This is a genomic window from Burkholderia gladioli (assembly GCF_000959725.1).
Classification (GTDB): domain Bacteria; phylum Pseudomonadota; class Gammaproteobacteria; order Burkholderiales; family Burkholderiaceae; genus Burkholderia; species Burkholderia gladioli.
The window spans coordinates 255,628-273,895 of record NZ_CP009323.1 but is presented as its reverse complement, the minus strand read 5'-3'; the positions used below and the strand labels follow the sequence as shown (position 1 = coordinate 273,895).

Annotated in this window: 16 protein-coding genes; 11 read left to right on the top strand and 5 right to left on the bottom strand. The window is 69.6% G+C overall.

The features are described 5' to 3' along the window. Positions 1-60 precede the first annotated feature (60 nt). From BM43_RS18075 to iscX, 7 genes are all read left to right on the top strand, one after another. The gene (locus BM43_RS18075; protein ID WP_042286405.1) at positions 61-1,284 is read left to right on the top strand and encodes an IscS subfamily cysteine desulfurase; all 1,224 of its coding nucleotides are present in this window, start codon (positions 61-63) and stop codon (positions 1,282-1,284) included. Positions 1,285-1,339: 55 nt separating this feature from the next. After that, a complete protein-coding gene (gene iscU / locus BM43_RS18070; protein ID WP_013698735.1) occupies positions 1,340-1,747 on the top strand; it encodes a Fe-S cluster assembly scaffold IscU in 408 nt (135 codons plus the stop codon). A 113-nt stretch (positions 1,748-1,860) separates the two neighbouring features. After that, entirely contained in the window at positions 1,861-2,184 is a 324-nt protein-coding gene (gene iscA / locus BM43_RS18065) for an iron-sulfur cluster assembly protein IscA (RefSeq protein WP_013698734.1), read from the top strand. Between the two features lie 103 nt (positions 2,185-2,287). Then, a complete protein-coding gene (gene hscB, locus BM43_RS18060) occupies positions 2,288-2,815 on the top strand; it encodes a Fe-S protein assembly co-chaperone HscB (RefSeq protein ID WP_025099868.1) in 528 nt (175 codons plus the stop codon). Between the two features lie 69 nt (positions 2,816-2,884). Next, positions 2,885-4,753: a Fe-S protein assembly chaperone HscA gene (gene hscA, locus BM43_RS18055; protein ID WP_036050024.1), complete on the top strand. Its 1,869-nt coding sequence runs from the start codon at positions 2,885-2,887 to the stop codon at positions 4,751-4,753. Between the two features lie 71 nt (positions 4,754-4,824). After that, positions 4,825-5,166, top strand: coding sequence for an ISC system 2Fe-2S type ferredoxin (gene fdx / locus BM43_RS18050; protein WP_013698731.1), 342 nt, complete (start codon positions 4,825-4,827; stop codon positions 5,164-5,166). Between the two features lie 20 nt (positions 5,167-5,186). After that, positions 5,187-5,393, top strand: a complete 207-nt coding sequence (gene iscX, locus BM43_RS18045) for a Fe-S cluster assembly protein IscX (protein WP_013698730.1) — start codon at positions 5,187-5,189, stop codon at positions 5,391-5,393. 116 nt (positions 5,394-5,509) lie between these two features. Here iscX and BM43_RS18040 read toward each other — a convergent pair whose 3' ends face one another. The 5 genes from BM43_RS18040 to BM43_RS18020 all read right to left on the bottom strand — a co-directional run bounded on the left by BM43_RS18040 (position 5,510) and on the right by BM43_RS18020 (position 12,447). After that, positions 5,510-6,229 (bottom strand): glycine zipper 2TM domain-containing protein, encoded by a 720-nt coding sequence (locus BM43_RS18040; protein ID WP_036050028.1) that lies wholly within the window; start codon positions 6,227-6,229, stop codon positions 5,510-5,512. Positions 6,230-6,557: 328 nt separating this feature from the next. Beyond that, complete coding sequence (gene lysS, locus BM43_RS18035; protein ID WP_036050035.1) at positions 6,558-8,087, bottom strand: lysine--tRNA ligase; 1,530 nt, start codon at positions 8,085-8,087, stop codon at positions 6,558-6,560. Between the two features lie 178 nt (positions 8,088-8,265). Continuing rightward, positions 8,266-9,294: a peptide chain release factor 2 gene (gene prfB, locus BM43_RS39110; RefSeq protein ID WP_111946549.1), complete on the bottom strand. Its 1,029-nt coding sequence runs from the start codon at positions 9,292-9,294 to the stop codon at positions 8,266-8,268. A 342-nt stretch (positions 9,295-9,636) separates the two neighbouring features. Beyond that, on the bottom strand, positions 9,637-11,331 hold the full coding sequence (gene recJ, locus BM43_RS18025) for a single-stranded-DNA-specific exonuclease RecJ (RefSeq protein WP_036050038.1): 1,695 nt from the start codon (positions 11,329-11,331) through the stop codon (positions 9,637-9,639). A 9-nt stretch (positions 11,332-11,340) separates the two neighbouring features. Continuing rightward, a complete protein-coding gene (locus BM43_RS18020) occupies positions 11,341-12,447 on the bottom strand; it encodes a hypothetical protein (RefSeq protein WP_036050041.1) in 1,107 nt (368 codons plus the stop codon). A gap of 329 nt (positions 12,448-12,776) precedes the next feature. Here BM43_RS18020 and BM43_RS18015 point away from each other — a divergent pair, with 329 nt between their 5' ends. The 4 genes from BM43_RS18015 to BM43_RS18000 all read left to right on the top strand — a co-directional run bounded on the left by BM43_RS18015 (position 12,777) and on the right by BM43_RS18000 (position 18,196). Next, positions 12,777-14,030 (top strand): lipoprotein-releasing ABC transporter permease subunit, encoded by a 1,254-nt coding sequence (locus BM43_RS18015; RefSeq protein ID WP_025099068.1) that lies wholly within the window; start codon positions 12,777-12,779, stop codon positions 14,028-14,030. A gap of 19 nt (positions 14,031-14,049) precedes the next feature. Next, entirely contained in the window at positions 14,050-14,775 is a 726-nt protein-coding gene (lolD, locus tag BM43_RS18010; protein WP_042286172.1) for a lipoprotein-releasing ABC transporter ATP-binding protein LolD, read from the top strand. Positions 14,776-14,779: 4 nt separating this feature from the next. Next, complete coding sequence (locus BM43_RS18005; RefSeq protein ID WP_036050046.1) at positions 14,780-15,565, top strand: TatD family hydrolase; 786 nt, start codon at positions 14,780-14,782, stop codon at positions 15,563-15,565. 138 nt (positions 15,566-15,703) lie between these two features. Then, positions 15,704-18,196 (top strand): DNA internalization-related competence protein ComEC/Rec2, encoded by a 2,493-nt coding sequence (locus tag BM43_RS18000; RefSeq protein ID WP_036053108.1) that lies wholly within the window; start codon positions 15,704-15,706, stop codon positions 18,194-18,196. The last annotated feature ends 72 nt before the right edge of the window (positions 18,197-18,268 follow it).

Genomic DNA, 18,268 nt, shown 5'->3' with positions numbered 1-18,268 from the left:
GATAAAACCGCACCTACATAACAGATTGTCCCTGCACTGAATGAATACCCGGAGCGACAGATGAACAACGATACTCCTCACCTGCCCATCTATATGGACTACAGCGCGACGACGCCCGTCGATCCGCGCGTGGTCGACAAGATGGTGCCGTATCTGCGCGAGCAGTTCGGCAATCCGGCGTCGCGCAGCCACGCGTACGGCTGGGATGCGGAGCGGGCGGTGGAAGAGGCGCGCGAGCAGGTGGCGGCGCTCGTGAACGCGGATCCGCGCGAAATCATCTGGACCTCGGGCGCGACCGAATCGGACAATCTCGCGATCAAGGGCGCGGCGCATTTCTACCAGGGCAAGGGCAAGCACATCATCACGGTGAAGACCGAGCACAAGGCCGTGCTCGATACCTGCCGCGAACTCGAGCGCGAAGGCTTCGAGGTGACCTACCTGGACGTCAAGGACGACGGCCTGATCGACCTCGAGGTGTTCAAGGCCGCGCTGCGCCCGGACACGATCCTGGTGTCGGTGATGCACGTGAACAACGAGATCGGCGTGGTCCAGGACATCGAGACCATCGGCGAGATCTGCCGCGCCAAGGGCATCGTGTTCCACGTCGACGCCGCGCAGTCCACCGGCAAGGTCGGCATCGACCTCGCGAAGCTGAAGGTCGACCTGATGTCGTTCTCGGCGCACAAGACCTACGGCCCGAAGGGCATCGGCGCGCTCTACGTGCGCCGCAAGCCGCGCGTGCGGATCGAGGCGCAGATGCACGGCGGCGGCCACGAGCGCGGCGTGCGCTCGGGCACGCTGGCGACGCACCAGATCGTCGGCATGGGCGAGGCCTTCCGCATCGCCCGCGAGGAAATGGCGGTCGAGAACGAGCGCGTGCGCGCGCTGCGCGACAAGCTGCTGCGCGGCCTGTCGCAGATCGAGGAAACCTATGTGAACGGCGACATGGAGCACCGTGTCCCGCACAATCTGAACATCAGCTTCAACTTCGTCGAAGGCGAGTCGCTGATCATGGCGATCAAGGATGTCGCCGTGTCGTCGGGCTCGGCCTGCACCTCGGCCTCGCTGGAACCGTCCTACGTGCTGCGCGCGCTGGGCCGTAACGACGAACTCGCGCATAGCTCGATCCGCTTCACGGTCGGCCGCTTCACCACCGAGGCCGATGTCGACTACGTGATCAACCTGTTGCAGGGCAAGATCGCCAAGCTGCGCGACCTGTCGCCGCTCTGGGAAATGCACAAGGACGGGATCGATCTGTCGACGATCGAGTGGGCCGCACACTGAACGAAGGTTGCGCGGCCCAGTGCCGCGCGCACGCAACGTATCAAGGAGTCGAATCATGTCTTACAGCAACAAGGTTCTGGATCACTACGAAAACCCGCGCAACGTCGGTTCCTTCTCGAAGGACGACGACGCGGTCGGTACGGGCATGGTCGGCGCGCCGGCCTGCGGCGACGTGATGAAGCTGCAGATCCGTGTCGGTTCGGACGGCGTGATCGAAGACGCGAAGTTCAAGACCTACGGCTGCGGCTCGGCGATCGCCTCGAGCTCGCTGGTCACCGAGTGGGTGAAGGGCAAGACGCTGGACCAGGCGCTGGCCATCAAGAACACGCAGATCGCCGAGGAACTGGCGCTGCCGCCGGTGAAGATCCACTGCTCGATTCTCGCGGAAGACGCGATCAAGGCGGCGGTGGCCGATTACCGCAAGCGTCACGACGCGACCGCGGAAGACGGCCAGGCCGCGTAAGCGGCGGCGCGGGATGGACGCCCGCGCCTGAACGCAGTGCGCCGCGAGAAGGACGAGCGGCGAGGTTTATCGAGGCACGACGCCCGCGCGCGGCGCGGGCGACCAGGAACATCATGGCAATCACACTGACCGAAAAAGCAGCGCAACACGTGCAGAAGTACCTGACGCGACGCGGCAAGGGGCTGGGCCTGCGGCTCGGCGTGCGCACCACCGGCTGCTCGGGCCTGGCCTATAAGCTCGAGTATGTCGACGACGTGGCGACCGAGGATCAGGTGTTCGAGAGCCATGGCGTGAAGGTGGTGGTCGATCCGAAGAGCCTCGCCTATATCGACGGCACCGAGCTCGACTTCGCGCGCGAGGGCTTGAACGAAGGCTTCAAGTTCAACAACCCGAACGTCAAGGACGAGTGCGGCTGCGGCGAGTCGTTCCGCGTCTGAGGACGCACCGCGCGCAGCGGGCCACAGGCGGCATTGGCCGCCTTTTTCTTGTGCGGACCGCTTCCACCTGCACCATCGACCACCAGGCCTTGGGCATCACGCGATGATTTCGCTGAAAGACAGCTATTTCGAACTCTTTCACCTGCCGACGCAGTTCGCGCTCGACGCCGGTGCGCTCGACGCCGCGTATCGCGCGGTGCAGTCCGAGGTGCATCCGGATCGCTTCGCGGCGGCCGGCGACGCGCAAAAGCGCATCGCGATGCAATGGGCCACGCGCGCCAACGAGGCTTACCAGACGCTGCGCGATCCGCTGAAGCGCGCGATCTACCTGCTGTCGCTGCGCGAGGTCGAGGTCGGCGCCGAGAACAACACGGCGATGGAGCCGGCCTTCCTGATGCAGCAGATGGAATGGCGCGAGGCGATCGAGGATGCGGCCGGCGCGAGGAATGTCGATGCGCTCGACGCGCTGCTCGGCGAATTGCGCGAGGAAAAGCGCGCGCGGCTCGACAAGCTCGCGGCCCTGCTCGACAGCGGCTCGAACCAGGGCGCGGCCGAGGCCGTGCGCCAATTGATGTTCATCGAGCGGGTGGCCGCCGAAGTGACGACGCAGATCGAGCGTCTCGAAGATTAACCGAGCGGGGCCGCGCTCGGGCGCGGCGCGCGAAGCAAGCGGGGCCTGTGCCCCTCACCGAATACAGCGATGGCTTTACTGCAAATCTCCGAACCCGGCATGGCACCCGCGCCGCATCAGCGGCGCCTGGCAGTCGGCATCGATCTCGGCACGACGAATTCGCTCGTCGCGTCGGTGCGCAACAGCGTGGCCGAGGTGCTGCCCGACGACGAAGGCCGCGCGCTGCTGCCTTCCGTGGTCCGCTACCTCGAGAAGGGCGGGCGCCGCATCGGTTACGCGGCCAAGGAGGCCGCGGCCAGCGATCCGCGCAACACGATCGTCTCGGTCAAACGTTTCATGGGCCGCGGCAAGGCCGAGGTCGAGCACGCGGCCAACGCGCCCTACGACTTCGTCGACGCGCCGGGCATGGTGCAGATCCGCACCATCGACGGCGTGAAGAGCCCCGTCGAGGTCTCGGCCGAGATTCTCGCCACGCTGCGCCAGCGCGCCGAGGACACGCTCGGCGATGACCTGGTGGGCGCCGTGATCACCGTGCCGGCCTATTTCGACGACGCGCAACGCCAGGCCACCAAGGACGCGGCGCGGCTGGCCGGCCTGAACGTGCTGCGCCTGCTCAACGAACCGACCGCGGCCGCGATCGCCTACGGGCTCGACAACGGCGCGGAAGGTCTCTATGCCGTCTACGACCTGGGCGGCGGCACCTTCGACCTGTCGATCCTGAAACTGACCAAGGGCGTGTTCGAGGTCCTCGCGGCGGGCGGCGATTCCGCCCTCGGCGGCGACGATTTCGACCACGCCCTGTTCGCGCATGTGCTCGCCGCGGCGGGTATCGAGCGCGCCGCGCTGTCGGCCGAGGACGTGCGGGCGTTGCTCGACCGTTCGCGCGCCGTGAAGGAAGCGCTGAGCGACGCGCCCGAGGCGGCCTTCGAGATGACGCTGTCGACCGGCGCGACGATCGCCCAGACGATTTCCGCCGAGACCTTCGCCGGGCTGGTCGAGCCGCTGGTCGCGCGCACGCTCGCGCCGACCCGCAAGGCACTGCGCGACGCGCAGGTCACGCCGGCCGAGATCAAGGGCGTGGTGCTGGTGGGCGGCGCGACGCGCATGCCGGTGATCCGCGCGGCCGTCGAGCGTTTCTTCGGCCAGCCGCCGCTGATCAATCTCGATCCGGACCAGGTGGTCGCGCTCGGCGCGGCCGTGCAGGCCGACCTGCTGGCCGGCAACCGCGCCAACGGCGACGACTGGCTGCTGCTCGACGTGATCCCGCTGTCGCTCGGCGTCGAGACCATGGGCGGCCTGGTCGAGAAGATCATTCCGCGCAACTCGACCATCCCGGTGGCACGCGCGCAGGAATTCACCACCTTCAAGGACGGCCAGACCGCGATGGCGATCCACGTGGTGCAGGGCGAACGCGAACTGGTGGCCGATTGCCGTTCGCTGGCGCGCTTCGAGCTGCGTGGCATTCCGCCGATGTCGGCCGGCGCGGCGCGAATCCGCGTGACCTACCAGGTCGACGCCGACGGCCTGCTGTCGGTGTTCGCGCGCGAGCAGCATTCCGGCGTGGAGGCCTCGGTGGTGGTGAAGCCGTCCTACGGCCTGGCCGACGACGACATCGCGAAGATGCTGGAAGACAGCTTCAAGACCGCCGACATCGACATGCGCGCGCGCGCGCTGCGCGAGGCGCAGGTCGAGGCGCAACGCATCGCCGAGGCGACCGAGGCGGCGCTCGCGGTGGACGCGGACCTGCTCGACACCGAGGAGCGCGCGGCGATCGACGCGCTGATCACCAAGCTGCGCGCGCTGGCGGGCGGCGAGGACACCGATGCGATCGACGCGGCGACCAAGGCGCTGGCCGAGGGCACCGACGAATTCGCGGCACGGCGGATGGACAAGAACATCCGTCGCGCGCTCGCGGGCCGCAAGCTCGACGAGATCTGAAACAACGGCATCGCGCCGGCGTGCGCGATGCGAAGCGGCGCGGCGCGCCATCGATGAAACACGGAACCGACATGCCCCAACTGGTAGTTTTGCCCCACGTCGAACTGTGCCCGGACGGCGCGGTGATCGACGCGACGCCCGGCAAGAGCATCTGCGACAACCTGCTCGACAACGGCATCGAGATCGAGCATGCCTGCGAGAAATCCTGCGCCTGCACGACCTGCCACGTGATCGTGCGCGAAGGCTTCAACGAGCTGGCGCCCTCCGAGGAAGACGAGGACGACCTGCTCGATCGCGCCTGGGGGCTGGAGCCGCAATCGCGCCTGTCGTGCCAGGCGATCGTGACCGAGGAATCGGACCTGGTGGTCGAGATCCCCAAGTACACGATCAATCACGCCAAAGAGAATCACTGACCCGTTCAGGAGGTGCGACGATGAAATGGACTGATTCGCGCGAGATCGCGATTGCGCTCGCCGACAAGTTTCCCGATGTGGATCCGAAGACGATCCGCTTCACCGATCTGCGCCAATGGGTACTCGAGCTCGACGGCTTCGACGACGAGCCCGAGCGTTCGGGCGAGAAGATCCTCGAGGCGATCCAGTTGCACTGGATCGACGAATCCGACTTCGACGACGAATGACGTGGACTCGGGCCGCCGGATCGGGCCCGACGATGCAGGAGAAAAAACGGCTCGCGCCCTTCGAGGGGCGCGAGCCGTTTTCACATGGGCGGCGGCCGAGAAGCTGCCGCGCCCGATCAGCCAGCCGCCAGCGTACCGTGCTCGATGTGCACGCGCTGACCTTCGCCGAACGGCGGCGGGTTGCGGTAGGTGAAGCTGCGTTCCGTGCCGTTTTCCATGCGCACGCGCACGTGGTAGTCGGTGGTGCTGCGCACGCGCTTCTCGATCGAGTTGCCGGCCAGGCCGCCGCCGAGCGCGCCAATGATGGTCATCGCGGTGCGGCCGCCGCCGCGGCCGAACTGGTTGCCGAGCAGGCCGCCCGCGGCGGCGCCGCCGACCGCTCCGATCCCCGTGCCTTGGCCGGGCGTGCGCGTCTCGGTGATGGCCACCACGGTGCCGCAGGTATGGCAGACCGAGGCCTGCGAGGGCTGGGCAGCCTGTTGCGCATATTGCGGCGGCTGCGGCGCGGCCTGTGCCGGCGCGCGCGCGGCGGCGACCTGGGCCGGTGCCGGCTGCGGCGCGGCTTGGGCAGTAGCCTGCGCCTGTTGCTGTTGGGCTTGCGTCGGCTGGGCCTGCGGCGCGGCGATGCCGGCCGTGGCATTGGCGGGCGCGGCGGTGGTGTCGACGGCGGCCGGCGGCGTGTCGGTCGGCGCGGTCGTGCCGCCGGCCTTCGGGAACACGCCGGTGATGGCGGCGGTGGCGGCGAGGCTGGCCACGATCACAGCGCCGGCGGCGGTCGCGATCAGCGGATGAAGACGTTTGCGCGGTGTAGACGTAGCGTTGTTCGGGTTGTCCATTTCTGCTCTCCAGCGCACTTCGTGTGCGTTATTTTCTATCGACAAGTGTCGATCAATCGATGTGGAGGCAGCGTATCAAGTTGTAACGATTGATGCGCGCACGGACCGCCAGGCGGTCGTGGCGGGGCTTGGAAGTGCAGATGCCGCCGGTGCGGCGCGAGGCGGACGTAGCAAGGCGCATGCGCCGGCAACGGGCAATTTTACGTGCCGTTACAAAGCTGTCGATTGGATGACGCAGGAGAGGCAGGGGCGGGGAAACGGGCGGCGCACGATGCGCCGCCGCGCGGGGCAGGGCCGCCGCCGGCGGGCGGCCCTTCGAGGACGCGGCTCAGTCCTCGCGGCGCAGGTGCGGGAACAGCAGCACGTCGCGGATCGTCGGGCTGTCGGTCAGCAGCATCACCAGGCGGTCGATGCCGATGCCGCAGCCGCCGGTCGGGGGCATGCCGTATTCGAGTGCGCGGATGTAGTCGGCGTCGAAGTACATCGCTTCCTCGTCGCCGGCATCCTTCTGGTCGACCTGCTTCTTGAAGCGCGCGGCCTGGTCTTCCGGATCGTTGAGCTCGGAGAAGCCGTTGGCGATCTCGCGGCCCGTCATGAACAGCTCGAAGCGCTCGGTGACGCCGGGCATCGCATCCGATTCGCGCGCCAGCGGCGAGACCTCGACCGGGTAGTCGATGATGAAGGTCGGCTCCCAGAGCTGCGCCTCGGCGGTTTCCTCGAACAGCGCGAGCTGCAGCGCGCCGAGGCCGGCGTTCAGGAAGGCCGGTTGGCCGACGTCGACGCCGAAGCGCTTGAGCTCGGTGCGCAGGAAGGCCACGTCGGCCAGTTGCGCGTCGCTGTAGTCGGGTGCGTACTTCTGGATCGCCTGCTTGATGGTGAGACGATGGAAGGGCTTGGCGAGGTCGAGCTCGCGGCCCTGGTACTGGATCGTCGCGGTGCCGAGCGAATCGACCGCCGCCTGGCGGATCACCTGCTCGGTGAAATCCATCATCCAGCGGTAGTCGGTATAGGCCGCGTAGAACTCCATCATCGTGAATTCCGGGTTGTGGCGCGGCGAGACGCCCTCGTTGCGGAAATTCCGGTTGATCTCGAACACTCGCTCGAAGCCGCCCACCACCAGCCGCTTCAGGTAGAGCTCGGGCGCGATGCGCAGGAACATCTCCATGTCGAGCGCGTTGTGGTGCGTGACGAAGGGCTTGGCCGTCGCGCCGCCGGGGATCGGGTGCAGCATCGGCGTCTCGACTTCCATGAAGTCCGCATCCGCCATGAACTTGCGGATCGAGGCGATCGCCTTGGTGCGGGCGCGGAAGGTGTTGCGCGTCTCGGGCGTGACGATCAGGTCGACGTAGCGCTGCCGGTAGCGCATCTCCTGGTCGGCCAGGCCGTGGAACTTGTCCGGCAGCGGGCGCAGCGCCTTGGCCAGCAGGCGCAGCTCGGTGCACTTGACCGACAGCTCGCCCTTGTTGGTGCGAAACAGCACGCCGCTCGCGGCGACGATGTCGCCCAGGTCCCACTTCTTGAACGCGTCGTAGGTCTCGGTGCCGACATCGGCGGGCGTGACGAAGAACTGGATCTGGCCCGAACCGTCCTGGACCGTCGCGAAGCTGGCCTTGCCCATCACGCGGCGCAGCATCATCCGGCCGGCCAGCTTGACCTCGAGCGGCTTGGCCTCGAGCGCGTCCTTGTCGGCCTCGGCGTAGTCCGCCTGCAGGTCGGCCGCGTGGTGGGTCGGCTGGAAGTCGTTCGGATAGGCGACGCCTTGCTCGCGCAGCGCGCGCAGCTTCTCGCGGCGCTCGGCGATGAGCTGGTTGTCGTCGGTCGCGGGCGCGGCCTGCTGCGGTTGGGTCGGTTCGGTCATGATGGTCGGAATTCGATGGGTGACACGGATGCGGCGTGTGACGGGTGCGGCGGATGCGGCAGGTCGGGCCGGTGCTGCTGCGCGCCCGGGCCGGCCGGGCACGGTTTCCGCGATGCTCGCGCGCGAGGCGCGGCGGCACCGCGGAAAGGGAGTGGCGCGAGGCGCCGCCCCCGGGCGATCAGACGCCCTGTTTCAGGCTCGCACCGATGAAATCGTCGAGATCGCCGTCGAGCACGGCGCGCGTATTGCTCATTTCGACATTGGTGCGCAGGTCCTTCACGCGGCTCTGGTCGAGCACGTAGGAGCGGATCTGGTGGCCCCAGCCCACGTCCGTCTTGCTCGATTCGAGCTTGTCCTGCTCGGCCTGGCGCTTGCGCATCTCGGCTTCATACAGACGCGACTTCAGCATCGCCATCGCCTCGGCGCGGTTGCGGTGCTGCGAGCGGTCGTTCTGGCACTGGACCACGATCCCGGTCGGCATGTGCGTGATACGCACCGCGGAGTCGGTCTTGTTGATGTGCTGGCCGCCCGCGCCCGAGGCGCGGTAGGTGTCGATGCGCAGGTCGGCCGGGTTGACCTCGACCTCGATCGAATCGTCGATCTCCGGATAGACGAACACCGACGAGAACGAGGTGTGACGTCCGCCCGAGGAATCGAACGGCGACTTGCGCACCAGGCGGTGGATGCCGGTCTCGGTGCGCAGGAAGCCGTAGGCGTAGTCGCCCGTGACCTTGATGGTGGCGTTCTTGATGCCGGCCACGTCGCCGTCGGACTCTTCCAGTACCTCGGTCTTGAAGCCCTTGCGCTCGCAGTAGCGCAGGTACTGGCGCAGCAGCATCGAGGCCCAATCGCAGGCCTCGGTGCCGCCGGCGCCGGCCTGGATGTCGATGAAGCAGTTGTTCGGATCGGCCGGGTTGGAGAACATCCGGCGGAATTCGATCTCGGCGACACGCTTCTCGAGCTCGGCGGCCTCGCCCTCGCTCGCCAGCAGCGTGTCCTCGTCGTTTTCCTCGCGCGCGAGTTCGAACAGATCCTGCGCGTCGCGCAGGTCGCCGTCGAGCGTGGTCAGCGTCGTCACGACGCCTTCCAGCGATTTCTTCTCGCGACCGAGCGCCTGGGCGTTCTTCGAATCGTTCCAGACGTTCGGGTCTTCGAGTTCCTTGTTGACTTCGGCTAGACGCGCGGACTTGGCGTCGTAGTCAAAGATACCCCCGTAGCTCGCCCGCGCGCCGGCGCAGGTCCGCGAGAGAGCTTTCGATCGCGTTGAGGCGTTCCGCTTCCATGGTGATGATCGCTTTTCCGGCTTCGTGAAAAGGCGAAATTATAGCCGATCGGGGGGCTCGGCCGGTAGGCGCGCCGGGGCCGCGAGCGCGCGAGCCGCCGGTATTTGCCGGGAAATCGGCTGGAAATCGGCTGGAAATCGGCTGGAAATCGGGGGAAAGCGCCTGGAAAACGGTGGCGGATCGCGTTGCTGGAGTAGGGCCGGGCGCGATCGACCGCGGCGGGGCCCGGCCTCGCGCCGCCGACCCGCGCGCCGCGCGTTGCCGTATCAGGCCGCGTGCTCGACGATCAGTTGCACGCGCGTCACGCCGTTCCAGGTGTCGCTGGCGAGGCGGTAGGCGACGGTGGCGTGCGCCGGCAGCGGCTCGGTGTGGTTGAACCAGATCGCGCCGAAGCGCTGGCGGCCGCGCGCGAGCTGCAGCTTCAGGTGCTTGTCCTTGACCAGCGCCTGCGAGGCCACCTCGAACTCGCCCGAGAACAGCGGCGCAGGGAAACCCTGGCCCCAGACCGCGCCATCGAGCAGTTCGACGAACTGCGGCGTGAAATAGGCATCCTCGAGATCGCCGTCGGTCTCCAGCACGCGCGAGAGCGCCTCCTCGGACAGCCATTCGCGCGCCACCGCCTCGAAGGCGGCGGCGAAGCGCGGCACCTTGTCGGTCTCGAGCGTGACGCCGGCGGCCATCGCGTGGCCGCCGAAGGTCACCAGCAGGTCCGGTTCGCGCTTGGAGACCAGGTCCAGCGCGTCGCGCAGGTGGAAGCCGGGGATCGAGCGGCCCGAGCCCTTGACGCGCGCGCCGCTCTCGTCGGCGTGCGCGAAGGTGAACGAGGGGCGGTGGAACTTCTCCTTGAGCCGGCCCGCGACGATACCGATCACGCCCTGGTGCCAGTCGGGGTTGAACAGCGTGATGGTGGCCGCCTCGGCCGGATCGACCTGGGCCAGGTCGGCCAGTGCCTGCTGCTGCATGCCGGCCTCGATCTCGCGGCGCTCGCGATTCATGGTGTCGAGCTGCTGGGCCAGCTCCCAGGCGCGGCCGATGTCGTCGGTGGTCAGGCATTCGATGCCGAGCGACATGTCGGACAGGCGGCCCGCCGCGTTCAGGCGCGGGCCCAGGCCGAAGCCGAGATCGAAGGCCGAGGCCGAGCGGGCCTCGCGCGCGGCGGCGCGAAACAGCGCGGCGATGCCGGGCTGCATGCGGCCCTTCCGGATGCGCTGCAGGCCCTGCGCGACCAGCACGCGGTTGTTGCCGTCCAGGCGCACCACGTCGGCCACCGTGCCCAGCGCGACCAGATCGAGCAGCCCGTCCAGGCGCGGCTCGGGCCGGGCATCGTCGAAGGCGCCGCGGCGGCGCAGCTCGGCGCGCAGCGCCAGCAGCACATAGAACATCACGCCGACCCCGGCGATGTGCTTGCTCGGGAATTCGCAGCCGGGCTGGTTCGGGTTGACGATGGCGCGCGCCGCGGGCAGCGTCGCGCCGGGCAGGTGGTGGTCGGTGACCAGCACGTCGATGCCGAGCGCGTTGGCGGCGGCCACGCCGTCGACGCTGGCGATGCCGTTGTCGACCGTGATCAACAGTTCTGGCCGGCGCGCGGCGGCCAGCTTGACGATCTCGGGCGTGAGGCCGTAGCCGTATTCGAAGCGGTTCGGCACCAGGTAGTCGATCGAGGCGCCGAGCATGCGCAGGCCGCGCACCGCCACCGCGCAGGCGGTGGCGCCGTCGCAGTCGTAGTCGGCCACCACCAGCATGCGCTTGCGCGCCGCCAGCGCGTCGGCCAGCAGCACCGCCGCGTCCTCGCAGCCCTTCAGGCTGGCGGGCGGCACGAGCCGCGCCAGGGCGGTCTCGATGTCCTCGGGGCAGGTGACGCCGCGCGCGGCATACAGGCGCGCGAGGACGGGATGCAGGCCGTGGCGGGCGAGCGCCTCGGCGTCGGCGGGGGAGGCTTGGCGGGTGACGAGTCGGGTCATGCGGATGGCTTATTCGAACAGGGAGGCGAGCGCGCGGCGTCGCCAGAATTTGCGGAGGTCGCCCCGCGTCACGGCGAGTGTGGTGGCGCCGGTGTCGCCGCACAGCGTGAAGCTCAGCTCGCGCAGCACGCCGGCGCGCAGCGCCTCGAGCGCCGGCGCGAACCAGTCGCGCTCGAGCGTGTCGAGCGCTTCGCGCCAGGTCGCCCAGTCCTGCTGGATGAAGGGCACCGTCAGCGCATCGAGTTCGAGCAGGGTGGCGCGGGCGGCCTCGTCCTCGCCGGGGGCACCGGCCAGCGCGGCAAACGCGGCCGGCGGCGCATCCACCGGCACCTGGGCGGCGAGCGCGAGGCCGCGCGTGGCGCAGTCCGTCGACAGCACGCGCGCGAACGGGCTGCTCACGGGCCGCAGCCGGCCCTGGCCGTGGAACCAGATCGAGTTCGCGGTGAACTGGCCGCGCGCCTCGCGCGTCTCGTTGACGGCGTGGCCGAACCAGGCCATCTGCACTTCGTTCTGCAGCTTCATCCACAGCCGCGAGCGCTCGCCGGTGCGGGCCTCGTGCGGCAGCCAGATCTCGATGTTGCGGCCGCTCGCGCGTAGCGGCGCGGCGCCGGCCAGCGCGGCCAGCGATTCGCTCGACAAGTACCAGCGCCGCGGATCGGGCGCCTGCAATTGCACGCCCAGTTCCTCGACCAGCGGGCGCGCGACCTCGAGCAGGGCGGCGGCCTCGGCGGCCGGCAGCTCGAGCGAGGACGGATCGATCAGCACCAGGTGGTCGGTGGCGATCTGCACGTGCACCGGCTCGACGCAGGCCCAGGACGCGTCGCCTGGCGTGCCGCCGTCGGCCAGCAGCATGTACGGCGCGAGCGGCGCGTCGTCGTCGGCGTCTCCCTGGTTCGCGCCGAAGCGCGCGGCCAGCCAGCGCTGATGCGGCAGCGTGCGCTGGAAGTCCTCGCCGGCGCTGCGCTCGACCAGGCGCGCGCGGGCCAGCAGGGCGGCCAGCGCCGGGCTGGCCAGGTCGTGCAGCGACGAGGCGGCATCGGCGGCGGACGGCAGCGCGAACGGCAACAGGAAGTGGAGGCGGCGGGGCGGAGGCAGGGCTGGCATGATGGTGCGCATTGTAGGGCAAGTAGGGCAAACGGCTCGCGCGGGCGGCACCGATCGCGTCCCGATGTTGTCGGCCGCTGCCTCGCGAGCGCCGCCCGGCTTGGCTTTGCCCTCGATCGAGAGGCGCCGCGCGGCGCGTGCCGTGCCCGCGCTTTTTCAGGGACGGTTAAGCAATGTATGGCAAACTTCGCGCGTGATCGGCGGCGCCTCCCCAAGGACGGCGGCGTCGATGCGAGCGGCGGCGCCTGCGGGCCGCCCGCCGCGCCCCGGCCCGCGCCCCCCGCGCGGGCCGGGCGATTCAGGGCCGGTGCCGGCCGCCGCAACCAGTGAAAAGGACAGGCTTGAAACTCCCGTACGAATGGCAGATCGGCTGGCGCTACACGCGCGCCGGCAAACGCACGACCGGCAACGGTTTCATCTCCTTCATCGCCGCCGTCTCGATGCTCGGCATCGCGCTCGGCGTGGCGGCCCTGATCGTGGTGCTGTCGGTGATGAACGGCTTCCAGAAGGAGGTGCGCGACCGCATGCTGTCGGTGCTGGCGCACGTCGAGATCTTCTCGCCGACCGGCTCGATGCCCGACTGGCAACTGACCGCCAACGAGGCGCGCCGCAACCCGGAAGTGATCGGCTCGGCGCCCTATGTGGAGGCACAGGCCCTGCTCACGCGCCAGGATGCCGTCAGCGGCGTGCTGCTGCGCGGCGTCGATCCGACGCTGGAGCCGCAGGTGACCGACATCGCCAAGGACATGAAGGCCGGCTCGCTGGCCGCCCTGCAGCCGGGCCAGTTCGACGTCGTGCTCGGCACCGCGCTGGCCAGCAATCTCGGCGTGTCGGTCGGCGACAAGGTCACCATGTTCGTGCCCGAGGGCACCGTCACGCCGGCCGGCATGCTGCCGCGGGTGAGGCAGTTCACGGTGGTCGGCATCTTCGAGTCGGGGCATTACGAATACGACAGCACGCTGGCGATGATCGACATCCAGGACGCGCAGAAGCTGTTCCGGCTGCCGGCGCCGACCGGCGTCAGGCTGCGGCTCAAGGACATGCAGCGCGCGCCCGAGGTGGCGGTGCAACTGTCGCATTCGCTTTCGGGCGATCTCTATATCCGCGACTGGACCCAGCAGAACAAGACCTGGTTCTCGGCGGTGAAGATCGAGAAGCGCATGATGTTCATCATCCTGACGCTGATCATCGCGGTGGCCGCCTTCAACCTGGTGTCCTCGCTGGTGATGACGGTCACCAACAAGCAGGCCGACATCGCGATCCTGCGCACGCTAGGCGCGCAGCCCGGCTCGATCATGAAGATCTTCGTGGTGCAGGGCGTGACGGTGGGTTTCGTCGGCACGCTCTCGGGCGTGGCGCTCGGCAGCCTGATCGCCTGGAGCATCCCCTGGCTGATCCCGATGATCGAGCATGCCTTCGGCGTGCAGTTCTTGCCGCCCTCGGTCTACTTCATCAGCGAGCTGCCTTCCGAGCTGGTGGCCGGCGACGTGGCCAAGATCGGCGTGATCGCCTTCGTGCTGTCGGCGGTGGCCACCCTCTATCCGAGCTGGCGCGCCGCCAAGGTGCGCCCGGCCGAGGCGCTGCGCTATGAATGAGCGGCTCGCGCAACCGGCCATGAACCCGAACTCAACAGGAAACCCGCGCATGCGCGAAACCGTGCTCGAAGCCAGCGGCATCACCAAATCGTTCCAGCAGGGCGGGCTCGACGTGCGCGTGCTGGCCGACGCTTCCGTCACCGTCCATCGCGGCGAGAAGCTGGCGGTCGTGGGCGCCTCGGGCTCGGGAAAGAGCACCCTGCTGCACGTGCTGGGCGGGCTCGACGAACCGGGCACCGGCGAGGTCTCGCTGCTCGGCAAGCCCTTCACGCGGCTCGGCGAGCGCGAGCGCAACGAACTGCGCAATCGCGCGCTGGGTTTCGTCTACCAGTTCCATCACCTGCTGCCCGAGTTCTCGGCGCTCGACAATGTCGCGATGCCGCTGCGGATCCGCCGGCTCAGTGCGGCCGAGGCACGTCACGATGCGCAGGAAATGCTGGAGCGTGTCGGCCTCGGCCATCGCGCCCGGCATCGCCCGGGCGAACTGTCGGGCGGCGAGCGCCAGCGCGTGGCCGTGGCGCGCGCGCTGGTCACCAAGCCGGCCTGCGTGCTGGCCGACGAGCCCACCGGCAATCTCGACGGCTCGACCGCCGACAATGTCTTCAACCTGATGCTCGAACTGTCGCGCACGCTCGACACCAGCTTCGTGATCGTCACGCACGATCCCGAGCTGGCCGGGCGCTGCGACCGCATCCTGCGGCTGCGCGACGGCGTGCTGCACGAGGAGCCGGCGGTGCCGGTCTGAGCCGATGTGGATCGACACGCACTGCCATCTCGATGCCGGTGAATTCGACGCGGACCGCGAGGCCGTGGTCGATGCGGCGGCGGATGCGGGCGTGTCGGGCATCGTGATCCCGAGCATCGGGCGCGACAACTTCGAGACGGTGCGCGAGCTCGCGCATCGCACCGCCGGCGGCAGCTACGCGCTCGGCATCCATCCGCTCTACACGCCCGGCGCCCGCGACGAGGATCTCGACCGGCTGCGCATGGAGATCGAGGCGAGCCTGGACGATCCGCGCTTCGTCGCGATCGGCGAGATCGGGCTCGACTACTTCGTCGAGGGGCTCGACAACCCGCGGCAGGAGCACTTCTACTACGAGCAACTGAAGTTCGCGCGCGAATTCGAGCTGCCGGTGCTCTGCCACGTGCGCAAGTCGCAGGATCGCGTGCTGGCGGGGCTGCGGCGCTTCGGGGTGCGGCGCGGCATCGCCCATGCCTTCAACGGCAGCTTCCAGCAGGCCGAGGCCTTCATCGCGCAGGGCCTGCACCTGGGCTTCGGCGGCAACGTGACCTTCGAGCGCGCGCGGCAGATTCGCCGGCTCGCCGAGCAGTTGCCGATCGAGGCGCTGGTGGTCGAGACCGACGCGCCCGACATCGCCCCCGAATGGATCTACAAGCAGCGCAACACGCCCGACCAGGTGCCGCGCATCGGCGAGGCGATCGCCGCCTTGCGCGGCAGCGAGCCCGAGGCCATCGCGCGGGCGACCACCGCCAATGCGCATGCGGCGATGCCCAGGCTGCGTCCGCTTGCCTGATTTTCCCCGCCTGATTTTCCGTTCCTGACATAGCCCGTTCGGCCGGCTCGATCGCCGGATCGATCCGGCGCGCCTGTCGATCCGCATAATCGTCGACGGGAGATGCCGAGCGTTCGGCGCGCGAGGGCCGACATGCCGATGCGGGAGATCTGGATCGCGTTCGCGCTGGGTGTCGTGATGCTGCAGCGGCAGGCTCGCCTGCCCGGCGTGGCCGAGGCGGGCGCGGCGCTGGGCGTGGTGGCGCTGCTGCTCGCGCTGATCGTGATGGTTCGTCGGGCGGCTTCGTCGTGCGGCGCGCGATGGGCGACCAGCCTGATCGTGCTCCTGCTGGCCGCGCTGGCCGGTCATGGCTATACCGCAATGCGCGCGCACCTGCGCCTGGCCGACGACCTGCCGCTCGAATGGCAGCGGCGCGAGGTGCTCGTCACGGGCGTGGTGCGCGGCCTGCCGGCGCGCGATGCGCAAGGGCAGCGCTTCCTGCTCGACGTCGACGGCCACGATACGGGGCTGCTCCGTTTCCCGGCGCGGCTGCGCCTGTCCTGGATCCGCTACGACCGGCGCGAGGCGGCGCCGCCCGAAGTGCGGCCCGGCGAGCGCTGGCGCCTGCGGGTGCGCCTGAAGCGTCCGCACGCCAATGCCAACGCCGGCCTGCGCGATGCCGAGGCGGCCTGGCTCGCGGGCGGGATTCGCGCGCTGGGTTACGTGTCCTCGTCGCGCGATGCCTCGCGTCTCGACGCGAGTCCACGCGATGCGGCCGCCGTGGTGGACCGGTTGCGCCATCGCGTGCGGGAGCGGATCCGCGCGGTGCTCGACGGCGCGCCGCATGCGGGCATCGTCATCGCGCTGGCGATCGGCGCGCAGGACGATATCGCCGAGCTCGACCGGCAGGTGCTGCGCGCCACCGGCACCAGTCACCTGGTGGCGATCTCGGGCCTGCATATCGGCATGGTCGGCGCGCTGGCCGCCTGGCTGGCCGCCGCGTTCTGGCGGCGCGGCAGCGTGCGCGGCATGGCCTTGCCCCTGTGGCTGCCGGCGCCGCATGCCGGCGCCTGGGCGGCGATCGCGGGGGCAGGCTGCTACGCCGCGCTGGCCGGCTTCAACGTGCCGGCGCAGCGCGCCTGGTGGATGCTGGCCGTGGCCTGCCTGGCCTATTTGTCGGGCCGGTCGATCGCTCCCTCGACCACGCTCGCCGCGGCGCTCGGCTGCGTGCTGCTGGCCGATCCCTGGGCCGTGCTGATGCCGGGCTTCTGGCTGTCGTTCGGGGCGGTGGCGGTGATCCTGTTCGCCGTGTCGGGGCGCGCGGCGCGGCCCTGGCCGGCGGACGAGCCGGCTGCCGTGGAAGCGGGTGGCCTGGATCCGGGCGGCACGCGGCAGCACCTGCGCCGCGCGGCGGCGCGCCTGGTTCGTGTCGGCGCGAACGGCGCGCGCGTGCAATACGCCGTCACGCTCGGTCTCGCGCCGTTCACCGTGGTCTGGTTCGGCCAGGTTCCGCTGGCCGGCGCGCTGGCGAATGCGTTCGCGATCCCCTGGGTCGGCTCGCTCGTCACGCCGATCGTGCTGGCCGGCATGGCGTTGCCGGCGCCGTTCGACGCGCTGGCCTTGCGGGCCGCGCATGCGCTGCTCACCGCCATGTTCGCGCTGTTCGAGGCGATGCCGGCCGGGCTGGCGGCGGTGGCCGAGATGCCGTCGCCATCCTGGTTCGCCTTGCTCGCCGCGCTGGCGGGCACCGGCTGGGCGCTGATGCCGCGCGGCTGGCCCTTGCGCTTCGCGGCGCCGCTGGCCTGGCTGCCCTTGGTGCTGCCGCCCTCGCCGGCGCCGCCCGCCGGCGCGCTCCGGCTGACCCTGCTCGATGTAGGCCAGGGCCTGGCCGTGCTGGCGGAGACGGCGCATCACCGCTTGCTGTTCGACGCCGGCCCCGGTGCCGAATCGACCCGGGCCGGCGAGCGCATCGTCGTGCCCTTCCTGCGGGCGAAGGGCATCCGTTCGCTCGACACGCTGATGATCAGCCACGCGGATGCCGATCATGCCGGCGGCGCGGCCGCCGTGCTCGAGGCCTTGCCGGTCCGGCAACTGACCGGCGGCCTGCCGCGCGATAACGCCTTGTGGGGGCTGGCGCGCGCGGCCGGGGTGGCGGACCGGCTGGCCTGCCGGGCCGGGCAGCGCTGGACCTGGGACGGCGTGCATTTCGCGGTGCTGTGGCCGCGTGCCGAGCCTGACGCGGATGCGCCGAACGCGAGCTCCTGCGTGCTGCATGTCTCGGCGGGCGGCCAGGCGGCCTTGCTGACCGGCGATATCGACACCGGGGTCGAGCGCACGCTGGTGCGCGACGAGCGCGCGGCGCTGGCGGCCGAGGTGCTGGTGGTGCCGCACCACGGCAGCCGCACCTCGTCCTGGGAGCCCTTCGTCGACGCCGTCGCGCCGCGCGCGGCCTGGTTCCCGCTCGGTCACGCCAATCGCTTCGGGCACCCGCATCCGACCGTCTGGGCGCGCTACGCCGCCCGCGGCATCGAACTCGCGCGCAGCGATCGGGACGGCGCCGTGAGCGTGATGCTGAACGATCCGTCTGAGCCGAACGGGCTGCTTGTCGAGCGCTATCGTGAACGTCATCGGCGTTACTGGATGGCGCCGTGAGCGGGCAGAGACGTCGCCGCGGATAGTCAGTAGAGGGAACCATCAAAGCGGCGAGGGCCGGCGCGATGCCAG